We start from the raw sequence: 14,710 nt of genomic DNA on the forward strand, positions 1-14,710 counted from the left end.
CGCTGGTCCATTCGCGGAGGAAATCATGGCTCTGAGCGACCTCAACCCGGTCGAACGCAACGAGGAAGGCATCGCCGCGGTGCTCGGCATCCTCAAGCAACAGCTCGGCGAGCGTTTTCAGACTGGCCAGGCAATCCGCTCGCAGCATGCGCATACGACCACCTACATTCCGACTCAGGCGCCTGACGGCGTCGCTTTCCCGGAGACGACGGCCGAGGTGCAGGAGATCGTGCGCGCCTGCGCCGCGCACCGCGTGCCGGTGATCGCCTTTGGCGTCGGTTCCTCGCTGGAGGGGCACACCAATGCACCGGGCGGCGGTATTTCGGTCGATACGTCGCGGATGAACCGCATCCTTGCGGTCAATCCGCAGGATCTCGACTGCACGGTCGAGCCCGGCGTGACGCGCGAGGATTTGAACCGTCACCTGCGCGACACCGGCCTGTTCTTTCCGATCGACCCCGGCGCCAATGCCTCGCTCGGCGGCATGGCGGCGACGCGGGCGTCGGGCACCAATGCGGTGCGCTACGGCACGATGCGCGAGAACGTGCTGTCTTTGACCGCCGTGATGGCCGACGGCGAGACGGTGATAACAGGCAAGCGGGCGAAAAAGAGTTCGGCCGGCTATGATTTGACCCGGCTGCTGGTCGGCTCGGAAGGCACGCTCGGCATCATCACCTCGCTGACATTGAAGCTGCAAGGCATTCCGCAGGCGATCTCCGGCGGCGTCTGCCCGTTTCCGAGCGTCGAGGCGGCCTGCAACGCCGTCATCGCAACGATCCAGATGGGCATCCCGGTGGCGCGCATCGAACTGGTCAATGCGCTGCAGATGCGGGCGATGAAGACCTATTCCAAGCTCGACTATCCCGAGAGCCCGTGCCTGTTCGTCGAGTTCCACGGCAGCGATGCGGGCGTGGCCGAGCAGGCCGAAACTTTTGGCATGATCGCCGAGGAAAATGGCGGCGGGCCGTTCCTGTGGACCAGCGTTGCCGAGGAACGCACCAAACTGTGGAAAGCCAGGCACGACGCCTATTGGGCGTCGCTGACGCTGCGGCCCGGCGCCAAGGGCCTGTCGACCGATGTCTGTGTGCCGATCTCGCGCCTTGCCGAATGCGTCATGGAAACCGAGGCGGACATCGCCGAAATGGGGCTGATCGCGCCGATCGTCGGCCATGCCGGCGACGGCAATTTCCACGTGCTGGTGCTGATGGATGTGAATGATCCCAAGGAGATCGCGCTGTCGGAAAAATTCGTCGCGCGGCTCAACATGCGGGCAATCGCCATGGACGGCACCTGCACCGGTGAGCATGGCATCGGCCAGGGCAAGATCGGCTTCATGCGCCGCGAACTCGGCCACGGCGTCGACATCATGCGTTCCATCAAGCAGGCGCTCGACCCGCAAAACATCATGAATCCTGGCAAGATATTGCCCGGCGAGGGCCATTAGATGTCGGTCGCCGAGACCTTGCTGCCGATCGAGCTGCCGCGGTCATCCGCTGGCGCGCCTCTGCCTCATGTGTTTGCGGATGAAGGCAGGCTGCTCGTTGCCTATATCGCCACTGCCCCGGATCCGTCCTTCGATGGCACGAATCCGCGTTCGGTTTCACCGGTAGCGGGCAACCAGTCCGTCGCCATCTTGACGGCTGATCCTTATCTGGCATTTCAGTTCGGCCCGCCGAATGACGAAGCCATCGGTGGTCATCGCCTCTATCCGCTGGGCTTGCGGGCCTACGAAGCATTTGAAGTCTGCAATTCGTCGTGGATCGCCTCCCTGGAAAAGTCCAATCGGGTTCATTCGTCCCATACGCCCGAACTGTTTTCAGGCTATCGGCACTTCATCTTGACGTTCCACGATTCGACGCTGGAGTTCATTGCCGAGAGTTTCTCTGCAAGCCTTCACAATGGAGCGGTTTTGACAGTGCTGATGGAAGCCATTGGGCACATTCTCCCGGCGCAGCACGATAAACCGATCCGCTTTCTCGACAGGCTCTGGCGACGCAATTGACCTGTCATAGGTTTCCCGCCGTCTTGACCGCGCCACCATTCGGGTCGAGGCTCCCTTGGCGGCATGCCTGAAAACACGGGCGCGCCAGTTGAGGAGGATTGTCATGGCCATTTCACGCAAGGAGGAAGCGCGCGCGCTGAGCGCCGATGAAAAGGACCTGGTGGAGAAGTCGCACCATCCAGCGGTGCAGGAGCTTTCCGACGCCGACCTTTCCGGCCTGGTCAAGCTGCTGCGGGAGCGGCGCGACAAGGCGCAGGCCGAAGCACACCGCCGCCGGCGCGAGATACGCGGCAAGGGCGCGCCGAAAGGGGCTGCCCCCTCGAAGTCCGATGGCGGCTCGCAAGTGAAGCTGGCGGTGCTGGCCATGGCGATGCGGCGGCTGAATGGCGAGGCCGAACGGCGGCGCCAACTGGCGGCTCGCATTTCACTGGTCGGCAATGCACGCAAGGCGCTGGCCTTGAAGCAGAATGCGCCGGCGGATGGTCTCGCGCTCAATTCACGGACGGCTCACAAGGGCATGCGGGCGGTCGCCAACGAGCGAGCGCCGAAGCTGGTGCGGCCGGCGGAACTCGGACGGCAGCGCAAGGCGGGCAAGGTGGCGCAAGCAAAGCGCGACGCGCGCTGATCCTCGCGGACAAGCGTTGCCCCCTACCGCGCGGCAGGAAGTTGCGGCTGCGCGCCGTCGACAAGGGTTTGCAGCATCGGCCGGGTCGGTGCGAAAAATGTCGTGCCCGTGTGCGGCGTTGAGAAATCGAGCAGCCGGTCGTAAGCTCCCGGCGGGTCGCCGACATACATGCGTTGCAGCATCTTTTCGGTGACCCAAAGATACCTGCTGTAGCCGATGAAGTAGGTGCCGAATTCATTCTGCCCGGGCCTGCCGAACGGCATGTTGTCGCGCAAAATATCATACTCGTTGCCGTCGGCATCCTCGATGGTGGCCAGTGACTTGTGCGATTTGCGCGGCGCGTCGTCATCGTCGATCTCGATGTTGTCGATCTTGGTGCGGCCGATGATCGCCTCCTGGACATGCGTCGGTGTTTTGCCCCAGGCCTGCATGTCGTGCAGGTATTTCTGGACGACGACATAGCTGCCGCCGGCAAAGTCGGCATCCTCGTCGCCGACCAGTGCCGAGGCGGGCAGGTCGAGGCCGGTCGGGTTGGCGGTGCCGTCGACAAAGCCGAGCAGGTCACGGGCATCGAAATAGCGGAAACCCGTCACTTCGTCGACGACCGTGACGCCGGAACCGACCCTGTCGAGCAGGATACGTTCGAACTCGAAGCACATGTCTGATCGCTCGGCCCGGATGTGGAAGAGAAGGTCACCTGGTGTCGATGGCGCCGAATGGACCGCCCCCTTGATCGGCGCGAATGGTTTCAGCTCCAGCGGCCGCCGACCCGGGCTGAGCCGGTCCCAGAGATCGCGGCCGATGCCGGCGATACACGACAGGCGGCCGCCAAGGTCGCGGAACCCGACATTCTTGACCAGGTCGTCAAGTTCGCCGAGTACGGAGCAGACCTTGGCAAGAGCCGCTTGGTCGCCGGCGACGCTGGCGACAAGGAAAATCGCCGACTGCGAAAGCGGCGCATCGATGCTCTGTGCGTCGATCGGCACGCGGTCCCAGTTCTTGCCCGACATCCGAAAATCTCCGCTTTTCCCGGATTTGTTTCAGATCGCTAGGGATGACGCAATACTGGATGAATTGCCTCTTTATCGACACGCGGATGCGGGTAGAGTGCGGCAGATTTCAATCAACCTGTTCGGAGCTTATGCTCGCACGCCTGTTCGTGATCTTTGGTGGCCTGTTTGTGCTGGTGCTGTGTGCGGCGCTGGTGGTGCCGTATTTTGTCGACTGGACTGGGTACCGCGCCGAATTCGAGCGCGAGGCAAGCGCCATCCTCGGCCGCAAGGTGACCGTGCAGGGCGACGCCACGGCAAGGCTGCTGCCGTTCCCCTCGGTCACCTTTTCCAACGTCGCCGTCGCCGGCGGCCCGAATGGCCAGCCGGCCATGACCGTCGAGACGTTTTCGATGGATGCGGAACTGGCGCCGTTCCTGCGCGGCGAGGTGCTGATCTTCGACATGCGGCTGGTGCGGCCGAAGGCGACCATCGACATCGCCAATGATGGCACTGTCGACTGGGCGATGCGACCATCCTCGCCCTTTGACCTCAACCAGATCTCGATCGAGAAGCTGACGGTGACGGAGGGGCAGATCGAGCTGCGCCATGCCGCCGGCGGTCGCAGCCATTTCATCTCCGAGATCAATTCGACCATTTCGGCCAAGTCGCTGGTAGGCCCCTGGCGCATGGACGGCACGCTGCGGCTGGACGGGTTGCGCACCACGGTCGCGGCGTCGACCGGCAAGGCTGAAGGCTCCGGGCAGATGCGATTGCGGGTGAAAGCCGATCCGGATGCCTATCCGCTGGTCATCGAGACCGACGGCAATGCCGGCATCGTCAAAGGTGCTGCCGTCTATTCGGGCGACTTCAAAATCTCAGGTGCCGACAAGAACAGCGCCGAGCTGCGCGGCACCGATGGCGAGACCGTCAAGGTCAGCGCCGGCAAGCCCGATCCGGGCTTCCGGCTGAATGGCAAGTTCGCGCTCGACCACCAGAAGCTTGGCGTCGACGAATTCCGTTTCGAGACGGGACCGCTGGACAATCCCTACACCGCCGACGGCAAGGCTTCGGTCGATCTCGGCCTGAAGCCGAGCTTCGCCATCGAGGCCAATGGCGCGCAGGTGAAGCTCGACGAGGCGGTGGGGGCTCAGGCCGGCACCGGCCTGACGCTGGACCAGCGCATTGCCGGGCTGGAGCAGGCATTGCTTGACCTGCCGAAGCCGGCCATCCCCGGCACCGTCGAGGTCAAACTTCCGGCGGTGGTGGCCGGTGACACCACCGTGCGCGACGTGCATCTGTCGGCCGAACCGGTCGAAAGCGGATGGAAGGTGAAGTCGCTTGCCGCGACCTTGCCGGGCCGCACGACGCTGGAAGCCGATGGCATGCTTGCGCTCAATGTGCAGGGCCATTTCGGCTTCACCGGCTCGTTGCTGCTGGCTGTGGCGCAACCCTCGGGCTTTGCCGCCTGGCTGTCGAAGGATGTCGACGAGGCGATCCGCCGTCTGCCGGCCGCCGGCTTCAAGGCCAAGGTCGACCTTTCGGAAAACCACCAGGCGTTCAGCGATCTCGAATTGATCCTGGGCAAGGCCAAGTTCTCCGGCCGCATCGATTCCAGCCAACCCGACGACGCCAGACCGTCGGTGCTGATGCGGCTGGAAGGTGGCGAGCTCAATGTCGACGGGCTGGCCGCGTTTGCCTCGATTTTCGTCAGCGACAAGGGCGCCAACCGCTTTGCCAACAGCGACCTCGATTTCCAGATCAAGGCCGGTCCGGTGAGCGCAGGCGGTCTGACCGCCGACACGGTCGATACCGCGCTCAGGCTGCGTGACGGGTTGCTCGAAGTCGACCGGCTCTCGGTGGGTGGGCTGGCCGGCGCCTCGATCAGCGCTACGGGCCGGATCAAGGATTTCCCGGCGAGCCCGACCGGCAAGCTCGACGCCTCGGTCGTCGCTGTCGACCTGAAGCCGCTGATCGACGTTGCCGCGCAGCATTATCCAGACAGTGCGGTGCTGAAAGGGCTGGCAAGCCGTGCCGCCGCCTATCCCGACCTGTTCCAGGACGCACGCGTCGACCTCGTGGCAAGTGCCGCCGACAATGGTGATGGCACGACCGGGCTGGCGGTGAGCGGCCAGGGCAAGGCCGGCGGCTCGGCCTTTTCGGCGTCGCTGTCGGGGAAGGGGGCGCCGGACAGGCTGCTCGATGCGCCGGTGACGCTGACCTTCAATGCCAAAAATCCGGACGCCACCGCCCTTTTGGCACTTTACGGCCTGCCGGCGCTGCCGCTCGGCATGCTGGGCGAGGCAACGACCGATATTTCGGCCAAAGGCACATTTGGCGGTGGCCTGGCGACAAGTTTCAATCTCACAGGCGCCGACTTCAAGGCCGGCTTTGACGGAACCGTTGCGGACACGCCGCAAGGACTTGCCGCCAAGGGCAAGATCAACCTCGATGCGACCGACATCGAACCGTGGCTGATGACATCGGGCATCGGTCTGCCCGGCATGGGGGCGGGCATGTCGACGTCGCTCTCGGCACAAGGCGACTATGGCAACGGCCTGCTGGTGCTGGACAATGTCAGCGGCGCCATCAACGAGGCGGCCGTGTCCGGCGACATCAATGTCGACGCCAAGGACGGCGTGCCGCATCTGGCCGGCGCGCTGGCGCTGGACGAGCTCGACCTCGATCCGATGGCCGTGGCGCTGTTCGGTGATTCCGCGTTCCTTGCGGACAAAAATGGGGCTGACAAGGGCGGCGCTTGGCCGGCAGCGCCCTTCAGCCAGAAATCCAGCCTGCCGTTCACCGCCGATCTCGACTTGACGACGGCCGCCCTTGCCGCCGGCCCGTTCGCCACCGCCTATGATGCTGCCTTTTCGCTCAAGCTCGACAAGGAGGGCATCCGGGTTTCGGACCTCAAGGCGAAACTCCTAGGCGGGGCGCTGACCGGCCTGTTTGAGTTGAAGAACAATGACGGCACGGGCCTTTTCACCGGCCAGATGAAACTGGCGGGTGCGGATCTCGCCAATGTGTTGCCGGATGCAGGTATCACCGGCATCAGCGATTTTTCGACGACGCTTTCGACCAGCGGCAAGTCGGTCGACGCAATGGTCGCCGCACTGTCCGGCTCCGGTACGGCGACGCTCAAGGGGTTGCAGGTCGCCGGCGTCAATCCCGATGCATTCAGCGCCTTGCTTGCCAGGGCGGACGCGATCGGACGCGACATCGACGCGGCCAAGACCGCCGGCTTTGCGCCTGGCATCGCCGCCGCCGGCAATTTCGCCGCCAAGGATGCCGACATCGCCTTCACGATTGCTGGCGGCACGCTAAGAGCGCCGCCAGTCAGCCTTGAAAATCCGGCGGCGACCTTGTCGGCGGATATCACGGCGGACCTCAATACCAGCACGGTTTCCGCCAAGGGCGCGATCACCTACAAGCCCGGCGACGAGGCGCTGGTCGGCTCCGAGCCGGTCGTCAATTTCACCGCTGCAGGGCCGTTCGGCGCTGTCAAACGGCAGTTCGACAGCGAACCGCTGGCGCAGTTCCTGACCCAGCGCGCGCTGGAGAAAGAGCAGCAGCGCGTCGAGGCGATGCAGGCGGCGCTGCTCGAAAAGCAGCGGCTGCGGCGCGAGGTGCGCTACTATGCAGCGCTGCAGGACGCGCGCGACAAGGCGGCGGAAGAATTGCGCCAGCAGGAGGAAGCGGCGCGGCTGAAAGCTGAAGCCGACGCCAAGGCGAAAGCCGAGGCAGACGCGCAGGCAAAGGCCGAAGCTGACGCCAAGGCTCAGGCCGACGCGGATGCCAAAGCCAAGGCGGATGCCGAGGCCAAAGCCAAAGCCGAGGCCAAAGCCAAAGCCGATGCGAAGGCCAAGGCTGATGCCGATGCAAAGGCTGCGGCCGAGCAGCAGGCCGCCGACGACGCAGCCAAGGCGCAGGCCGACGAAGACCAGCGGCAGAAGGCCGAGGAGGCGAAGCGTATCGCTTCGCAGGAAAAAGCGCGACTAGAGGCTGAGCGCAAGGCCGCCGAGCCGAAGGTCGAGCGCGCACCTCTGCCAGAAGCCAGCGACAACCCGCCAGCCAAGCCAAAGGCCAATCCGTTCACGATCGACAATCTCATGAAGTCGTTGCAGTAGCGGCGGTCGGACGAGCCGGAGCGCGGGGCTTAAACGTCTGCTCCGCGCTTCGCCCACTCCAGCACGTGCAGCCGCAGCGCCGAGGACAGGTTGGTGTCACGGGGCCGCGTCTCGTCGACTTCGGCCACGAGTGCGGCGAGCGTCTGTTTTCTCACCGCCGCGATGGCGACGAGATCGTCATAAAAGGGCTTTTCGAGGGAATAGCTGGTGCGATGGCCGCGAATGGTCACCGAGCGCTTTTCGACGGCGCTCACGGCCGAGCACTCATTGCCGAACACTCATTGCTTGTCCTTGCCGGGCTTGTCCTTGCCGGACGGCTCAAGGCGATGGCCGGCGACGAACTTCTCGGCCTTGTCGGCGATCAGCTGGTCGCGCTGCTTCTCAGCCTTGGAACGGCCGTGCAGGGCCCGGTTCTGGTCGGCGATGCGCAGCTTATCGTCCCGCGCCTTCTGCTTGCGAGCCTGGCGGAGATTGACGATATCGGCCATGGCGCGGACCGCCTGGCTTATTTCTTGCGGAAGGCGTCGAGCGAGACCACTTCGGCGCCCTTGGCGCCGGCCTCGGCCGCAGCGGGCTTTTTCTCGGCTTCGGCGGCCGCGGCTTTCTTTTCGGCTTTCGGCTTCTTCTCGGAGACGATGGTCAGAGGCTCGGGCGCCGGCTGGGCCGGTTCCTCTTCGGCCGGCGCGTCGGTCTTGACGTCGAACTCGAGCTCGAAATTGACCGAGGGGTCATAGAAACCACGCACGGCCGAGAACGGGATTTCCAGTTTCTCCGGCACGTCGGAGAAGGACAGGCCGACTTCGAAGCCGGTGTCTGTCACCTTCAGGTCCCAATACTGGAACTGGATGACGATGGTCATCTGCTCGGGGTAGCGTTCGCGCAGCCGTGACGACACCCGCACGCCGGGCGCGCCGGTCAGGAAGGTGATGAAGAAGTGATGGTTGCCGGGGAGGCCGGTGCGTGCGACCTCGGCCAGGACCTTGCGCATGACGCCGCGCAACGCCTCCTGGGCCAGAATGTCGTAGCGGATGTGGTCGTCGGCCATGTGCTGGTCGGGTTCCGTTGAATCGTCCGCATAGCTGTAATCAAGCTTGAGGGCGGCGTAAACCTGATATAGGCCGCCGCCGCACTGAGACGAGGACTATTGCGAATGATTTGATCGCCAAGCCGGCTTCGCGGTAAGCGCAAATGTTATGCGTTAGCCAGCGCAGTGTGCTTTTTGACGCTGCTCGGGGAAGGGCGCTTGCCGAAGGCGCGCAGGAAGGTGCGCACACCGTTCGTTGCCGATTGCAGGACTTCGTCTTCGGAAGGCGTGCCGCCAAGCATGAAAGTAGTCTGCAGTTCGGCATTGGCCAGGCCAAGGAACTGACGGGCCGCGACGTCGGGGTCGTCGATGGTGAGGTGGCCGCCATAGGCGAGGCGGGCGAAACGGGCGGCGATTGCCGGCCATGTCCTGCCCGGACCCTGTTCGCGCCATTCGGCAAATAATTCGGGATAGCGTTCGCCCTCGGTCTGGATCAGCTTGCGCAGGAATTTTCCGTCACGGTTGCAGATGCAGTTCTGGTTGAGGCGCACCGCAAAGCCGATCAGGTCGGCTTCGAGGTCGCCTGGCTGGTCCGGAAAGGTGGCAATGGTGGCGAAGATGCCGACATTGCAGCGCTCGGTGAGGTCGCGCACGACGGCGATAAAGAGCTTTTCCTTGTCGCCATGGTGATTATAGACGGTCTGGCGCGAGACACCGGCCTCCGCCGATATCAGGTCGATATTGGCGCCGGCAAAACCTTCCCGGCAGAAAACGCCGGCTGCGGCGTCAACGATCGACAGGCGTTTGGCCTCATGGCCGCGCGGCGGAAAAATGTCAGAAGAAAAGCCCGGTCTCATGAAAATCCATATAGAGGTGATTGACGATTTAGACAAGAGTGTCTAAATTTGTGGACACGATACAAAGAGGTTTCGCGCTGGAGAGGCGAATAGAATTCGCTCTTGGGGAGTCGGAATCTCGCGGGATGGAACGTCCTAGGGTTAGACGTCGCCTGGCGGCGGCAACCAGAATTCGAAAGAAGCCACTACCATGAGTCCCAAATTCCTCCGCATTGCGGTCGTGCTCGGCCTGTTGTCCGCCATCGGCCCGTTCGCCATCGACATGTATCTGCCCGCACTGCCGTCGATCGGCGCGGATCTGCACGCCGGAACCGCCGCCGTGCAGATGAGCCTGCTGATCTTTTTCCTGTCGATGGGTTTCGGCCAGATCGTCGTCGGGCCGATCTCCGACATGGTCGGCCGCAAGCTGCCGCTCTATGGCGGCCTTGCGCTGTTCATGGTCGGCGGCATCGGTTCGGCAATGGCGCCGACCATCGAGTGGCTGATCGCCTTCCGCTTCCTGCAGGGCCTTGGCGCCAGCGCCGGCATGGCCGTTCCACGCGCCATCGTGCGCGACCTGCACACCGGCAATGAGGCGGCCAAGCTGATGTCGTTGCTGATGCTGGTGTTTTCGGTGTCGCCGATCCTGGCGCCGCTGACCGGCAGCCAGATTATCGAGGCTTTCGGCTGGCGCGCTGTGTTCTGGACGGTGACCGGTGCGGCAGCCCTTGCCACCATTCTGCTTGCGACCTCGCTCAAGGAGACGCGGCCGGCGGAAGAACGCGTTGGTTCCTCGTTCGGCACCGCACTGTCGGCCTATCGCTTGCTTATGGGTGACCGCAACTTCCTCGGCCTGGTGGCGATCGCCGGCTTCGGCATTGCGAGCTTCTTCGTCTATCTGTCGAGCTCGTCCTTCATCCTGATCGACCATTATGGGCTGTCGCCTTCGGTCTACAGCGTGTTCTTCTCGATCAACGCGGTAGCTTTCATCGGCATGTCGCAGCTGACCGGGCTGCTGGCCGGGCGCTTCGGGTTGAAGCGTGTCGTGTGGGTGGCGGTGACCGGCTATGCCTCGACGATGGTGGTGCTCTTCGCGATCATGGCGACGGGCGTCGACCGGCTGGACGTGATGGCGGCCCTGCTGTTCGTCGGCTACGGCTTCCTTGGCTTGGTCATTCCCACCACTTCGGTGCTGGCCATGGAAGAGCATGGCGAGATCGCCGGCACCGCCTCGGCGCTGATGGGCACGCTGCACTTCGCCATCGGCGCGCTCGCCATGGGCGTTGCCGGCGTGTTCTTCGACGGCACGCCGCTGCCGATGGTCGCCGGCATCACGCTCTGCGCGGTGATCTCGTTCACGCTGGCCAAGTTCACGCTCGGCCGCTCGCGGGAAGCGATCGAAGCGCCAGCGGAATAGGCGACCGCAGTCAAAATGAAAGGCCGGGTCTTTCCCGGCCTTTTCATTTTGAGCCCGGCCTTGGCCCGCACAAAGCCAGTTCTGCGGCCCGACGGCTTCGCGGACCGTACGAAGTCTGGCCAGCGGGAGTTGCCATTGCGTGATGTTGAGAGAGGGAGAAGTGGAGGTTTCTGTTGCCAGGTACCTCCGAACCCCGCCTAGAAGTGCGAACCTCTAGGGCTTGATTTGAAGCTATCGCACTGCATTAAGCAGCGAGACGTGCTTCCGCATAGTTGTCATTTGCAACTACAGGTTTAGCCCGATGACGGTGGTACCATGCCGGGCAAAAGTACGATCTTTACACCTTCGTCGATCCTATTTCGCCCCCATCAAAAACCGCTCTGTCGTCAACAGCGGCTTTTGGTGGAGGCGCCGGGTACCGCCCCCGGGTCCGAACGGCTTATTTCATCGCCCATTTATCGCCATAGTCGGTCAAGCCGACAAAACGAATATAGGGGGCGATCATGGAAATTGAAAGGCCGCAATCGGGCTTTGTCCCTGTGTCAAATCGCGACGCCAAAGGGTTGACTTGGGCGCGGTCTCAACCGAAGCTTTGCGTGCGGTGAGGAGTTACCGACCTAGCGCACAGGTTGCAGCAGCGCGCCACAGCCCTCATCGATCGGATCCGTGGCGCCGACGAGGGGAATTTTGATGGCCGACTATCTTGCAGACGTGAAGAAGTACGATGCCGCGGCAAGTGCCGACGTCGTCGAAAAGATCGTCAAGCATCTGGGCATTGCACTCCGGAACCGCGACTCCTCGCTGGTGTCCTGCACGGACCCGAAGGAACTGGAGCGGGTCAAGGAGAGCTGGGTGGCCAAGAAGCTCGGCGTCAGCGACGGGGCGAAAGCCGACGCGGCGATCGAGAAGACCTGCAAGGCGATGCATGCCGATCACAGCAAGGGCCGGGTGACTTTCTACTATCTGGTGGCCAAGGATCTGGGCAAACTCGGCTCGCTCTGACACCTCCGATAATTCTACTCTGGCGACCGGCTGGCGGTTTCCTGTGCTTCCGGCTCGCCAGAGCGAGTTCTGAAAAGGTCTGCGCTCCCGATCTGGGTGGGGAAGACCTCAAACAAGCGTGGCATCAGCGCCCACATGCGCTATGATTGGTGAAATCTCGAATCGAGCCGGAACCGATGCGCCAGTATCTCGACCTCTTGCAGCATGTGCTGGAAAACGGCGCCGATCGTGGTGACCGCACCGGCACCGGCACGCGCTCCGTTTTCGGCTACCAGATGCGTTTCGACCTGGCACGCGGCTTTCCCGCCACCACCACCAAGAAGCTGCACCTGAAGTCGATCATTCATGAACTGCTGTGGTTCCTGGCCGGCGACACCAACATAAAATACCTGACCGACCACGGCGTTTCGATCTGGGACGAATGGGCCGACGAAAATGGCGACCTCGGCCCGGTCTACGGCAAGCAGTGGCGCTCCTGGCCGGATGGTCATGGCGGCTGGATCGACCAGATCGCTGCCCTTCTCAAGGAGATACGCCGCAATCCTCAATCGCGGCGGCTGATCGTCTCAGCCTGGAACCCGGCCGAGGTGGAAGCGATGGCGCTGCCGCCTTGCCACTGCCTGTTCCAGTTCTACGTGTCCGAGGGCCGGCTTTCCTGCCAGCTCTACCAGCGTTCGGCCGATATCTTCCTCGGCGTGCCGTTCAACATCGCTTCCTACGCGCTGCTGACGCTGATGGTGGCGCAGGTGACCGGTCTGAAGCCGGGCGATTTCGTCCACACGCTGGGCGACGCGCATCTCTACTCAAATCATTTCGAGCAGGCCCGCGAGCAGCTGAAGCGCACGCCAAGGGCGCTGCCGACAATGTGGATCAATCCTGAGGTCAAAGACCTCTTTGCGTTCCGCTTCGAGGATTTCCGGTTGGAAAACTACGTCGCCGATGCGTCGATCAAGGCGCCCATCGCGGTCTAAGCCTCAGGCTTGCAGGACTCAGCCAACTTCAAAGTCACCCGCCTGTGGCGGCGCGATCGGCTTGAACAGGGTGCGATCCGGTTTCAGATCGAGCAGCGGCGTGCCATCGACGCAGTCCATGCCGCGCACCAGCAGTGTCGATCCCTCGATGCCGACCAAGCTGACGATCGAGGTGCCGATCGGATTGGGCCGGACCGGCGAGCGCAGCGCGAATGTCCCGCGCGAGGTGCCGTCGCTGGCCGGGCTTTGTTTGACAAGGTCGCGCCGCGACAGATGCAGCCAGTACAGCACCTCCAACCGCTCGATTTTCTCCACGCCCTCCAGCGCCTGCCACCATGGATTGAAGATTTCGAGCCGGCAGACCGGGCCGTCCTCGCGGCCCTGGCGCGGCGTGACCAGCCGCGAGGCCCAGGGCGTGTGAATGACGCCGATGAACACCAGGCCGGCGTCGGTTGCCGGCGGAGCCTCGATCGCGACCTCACTCGGCCGGATCTCGTTTTCGCGAACCATGGCTCGTCGCAGACGGTTCAGTCGATGCCGACCATCACGTCCGAAGCCTTGACCACGGCATAGGCCTGCTTGCCCTTTTCAAGCTTCAGGTCGGCGACGGCCTCGTTGGTGATCGAGGCGGTGACGACGGTGCCGCCACCGATGTCGATCCTGACATGCGAGGTGGTGGCTCCCTTGACGATCTCGGTGATCGTTCCCTTGAGGATGTTGCGGGCGCTGATCTTCATTGTTTTTCCTTTCGAGGTTGTTCCGCTCGTCTTTAGCAGAACAGCCGCGCGGCGCCACTCACAAGACCAGCTTGAGTGTTTCAATGGAAGGCGGGCCTTCCCTTGTTATGTTCGTCCGGATATATCGATCTGCAGGCTTTGGGCCGCACGGATTTCAAACCAGGGAGAGTTTCATGATGGGCAAGGGTTTTGGATTGAAGGCATTCGCCATTGGCGGATTGGGGGCGCTGTTGATGGCCGCCGTGCCGATGGCGCATGCCGATGACAAGTTGACCGTATTCGCCGCCGCCAGCCTCAAGGACGCGCTCGATGCGGTCAACAAGGCCTGCGAGAAGAAGGTCGGTGAATCCGCAACCATTTCCTATGCGGCAAGCTCGGCGCTTGCCAAGCAGATCGAGGGCGGGGCGCCGGCCGATGTCTTCGTTTCGGCCGATCTCGACTGGATGAAATACCTCTCGGACAAGAAGCTGACCAAGCCGGAGACCGAAGTTCAATTGCTCGGCAACCAGATCGTGCTGGTCGCGCCGAAGGATTCGAAGGTCAAGACCAAGATCGAGAAGGGTTTTGACCTCGCCAAGCTGCTTGGCGACGGCAAGCTCGCCATGGGCGATTTCAAGGCTGTGCCGGCCGGCAAGTACGGCAAGGCAGCGCTCGAATCGCTCGGCGTCTGGTCCTCGGTGGAGGGCAAGGTCGCCCAAGCCGAAAACGTTCGCGCCGCATTGAAACTGGTGTCGACCGGCGAAGCCCCGCTCGGCATCGTCTATGCCACCGACGCCAAGGCCGACAAGACCGTCAAGGTGGTTGGCACGTTCCCCGAGGATTCGCATCCGCCGATCATCTATCCGATTGCGCAGACGGCCGATTCGAAGGACAAAGATACGCCTGCCTTCCTGAAGTGCGTGGAGTCCTCGGCTGCCGCCAAGATCTTCAAGGAACAGGGTTTTACCGTGCTCAAGAAGAGCAAATGAGAAGTCCTG

At 63.0% G+C, this 14,710-nt stretch carries 15 protein-coding genes and 1 other RNA gene; 8 read left to right on the plus strand and 8 right to left on the minus strand.

The features are described from left to right. Positions 1-25: 25 nt before the first annotated feature. From EB235_RS18060 to EB235_RS18070, 3 genes are all read left to right on the plus strand, one after another. Entirely contained in the window at positions 26-1,444 is a 1,419-nt protein-coding gene (locus EB235_RS18060; RefSeq protein WP_027029660.1) for an FAD-binding oxidoreductase, read from the plus strand. Continuing rightward, the gene (locus tag EB235_RS18065) at positions 1,445-2,002 is read left to right on the plus strand and encodes a hypothetical protein (RefSeq protein WP_051429593.1); all 558 of its coding nucleotides are present in this window, start codon (positions 1,445-1,447) and stop codon (positions 2,000-2,002) included. It abuts the gene before it with no gap. Between the two features lie 103 nt (positions 2,003-2,105). After that, a complete protein-coding gene (locus tag EB235_RS18070) occupies positions 2,106-2,627 on the plus strand; it encodes a hypothetical protein (RefSeq protein WP_027029659.1) in 522 nt (173 codons plus the stop codon). A 23-nt stretch (positions 2,628-2,650) separates the two neighbouring features. On the opposite strand, the gene EB235_RS18075 is transcribed toward EB235_RS18070, so the two are convergent. Continuing rightward, positions 2,651-3,637: a Dyp-type peroxidase gene (locus tag EB235_RS18075; protein WP_027029658.1), complete on the minus strand. Its 987-nt coding sequence runs from the start codon at positions 3,635-3,637 to the stop codon at positions 2,651-2,653. Positions 3,638-3,768: 131 nt separating this feature from the next. Here EB235_RS18075 and EB235_RS18080 point away from each other — a divergent pair, with 131 nt between their 5' ends. Further along, positions 3,769-7,746 carry an AsmA family protein gene (locus tag EB235_RS18080; protein ID WP_027029657.1) on the plus strand — a complete coding sequence of 1,326 codons (3,978 nt, stop codon included), beginning with the start codon at positions 3,769-3,771 and terminating at the stop codon, positions 7,744-7,746. 29 nt (positions 7,747-7,775) lie between these two features. Here the strand turns inward: EB235_RS18080 and EB235_RS18085 are convergent, their stop codons facing one another. From EB235_RS18085 to EB235_RS18100, 4 genes are all read right to left on the minus strand, one after another. Further along, positions 7,776-8,000 carry a ribbon-helix-helix domain-containing protein gene (locus EB235_RS18085; protein ID WP_027029656.1) on the minus strand — a complete coding sequence of 75 codons (225 nt, stop codon included), beginning with the start codon at positions 7,998-8,000 and terminating at the stop codon, positions 7,776-7,778. A 24-nt stretch (positions 8,001-8,024) separates the two neighbouring features. After that, positions 8,025-8,234 (minus strand): DUF4169 family protein, encoded by a 210-nt coding sequence (locus tag EB235_RS18090; RefSeq protein ID WP_027029655.1) that lies wholly within the window; start codon positions 8,232-8,234, stop codon positions 8,025-8,027. 17 nt (positions 8,235-8,251) lie between these two features. Beyond that, entirely contained in the window at positions 8,252-8,791 is a 540-nt protein-coding gene (locus EB235_RS18095) for an SspB family protein (RefSeq protein ID WP_027029654.1), read from the minus strand. A gap of 146 nt (positions 8,792-8,937) precedes the next feature. Then, a complete protein-coding gene (locus EB235_RS18100; RefSeq protein ID WP_027029653.1) occupies positions 8,938-9,627 on the minus strand; it encodes a TetR/AcrR family transcriptional regulator in 690 nt (229 codons plus the stop codon). A 190-nt stretch (positions 9,628-9,817) separates the two neighbouring features. On the opposite strand from EB235_RS18100, the gene EB235_RS18105 reads away from it, so the two are divergent. Continuing rightward, positions 9,818-11,023 (plus strand): multidrug effflux MFS transporter, encoded by a 1,206-nt coding sequence (locus EB235_RS18105; protein WP_027029652.1) that lies wholly within the window; start codon positions 9,818-9,820, stop codon positions 11,021-11,023. 159 nt (positions 11,024-11,182) lie between these two features. Here the strand turns inward: EB235_RS18105 and ssrA are convergent. Beyond that, positions 11,183-11,543, minus strand: a transfer-messenger RNA (tmRNA) gene (ssrA, locus tag EB235_RS18110). Between the two features lie 170 nt (positions 11,544-11,713). Here ssrA and EB235_RS18115 point away from each other — a divergent pair. Then, positions 11,714-12,025: a DUF2853 family protein gene (locus EB235_RS18115; protein ID WP_027029651.1), complete on the plus strand. Its 312-nt coding sequence runs from the start codon at positions 11,714-11,716 to the stop codon at positions 12,023-12,025. 176 nt (positions 12,026-12,201) lie between these two features. Next, a complete protein-coding gene (locus EB235_RS18120; protein ID WP_027029650.1) occupies positions 12,202-12,996 on the plus strand; it encodes a thymidylate synthase in 795 nt (264 codons plus the stop codon). An 18-nt stretch (positions 12,997-13,014) separates the two neighbouring features. Here EB235_RS18120 and tsaA read toward each other — a convergent pair whose 3' ends face one another. Together tsaA and EB235_RS18130 are read right to left on the minus strand one after the other, a co-directional pair. Further along, entirely contained in the window at positions 13,015-13,506 is a 492-nt protein-coding gene (gene tsaA, locus EB235_RS18125) for a tRNA (N6-threonylcarbamoyladenosine(37)-N6)-methyltransferase TrmO (protein ID WP_027029649.1), read from the minus strand. 17 nt (positions 13,507-13,523) lie between these two features. Further along, the gene (locus tag EB235_RS18130; protein WP_027029648.1) at positions 13,524-13,733 is read right to left on the minus strand and encodes a TOBE domain-containing protein; all 210 of its coding nucleotides are present in this window, start codon (positions 13,731-13,733) and stop codon (positions 13,524-13,526) included. Between the two features lie 173 nt (positions 13,734-13,906). Between EB235_RS18130 and modA the strand changes: the two genes are divergently transcribed. Beyond that, entirely contained in the window at positions 13,907-14,701 is a 795-nt protein-coding gene (gene modA, locus EB235_RS18135; protein WP_027029647.1) for a molybdate ABC transporter substrate-binding protein, read from the plus strand. Positions 14,702-14,710: the final 9 nt, after the last annotated feature.

The organism is Mesorhizobium loti R88b (genome assembly GCF_013170845.1).
GTDB lineage: Bacteria > Pseudomonadota > Alphaproteobacteria > Rhizobiales > Rhizobiaceae > Mesorhizobium > Mesorhizobium loti_B.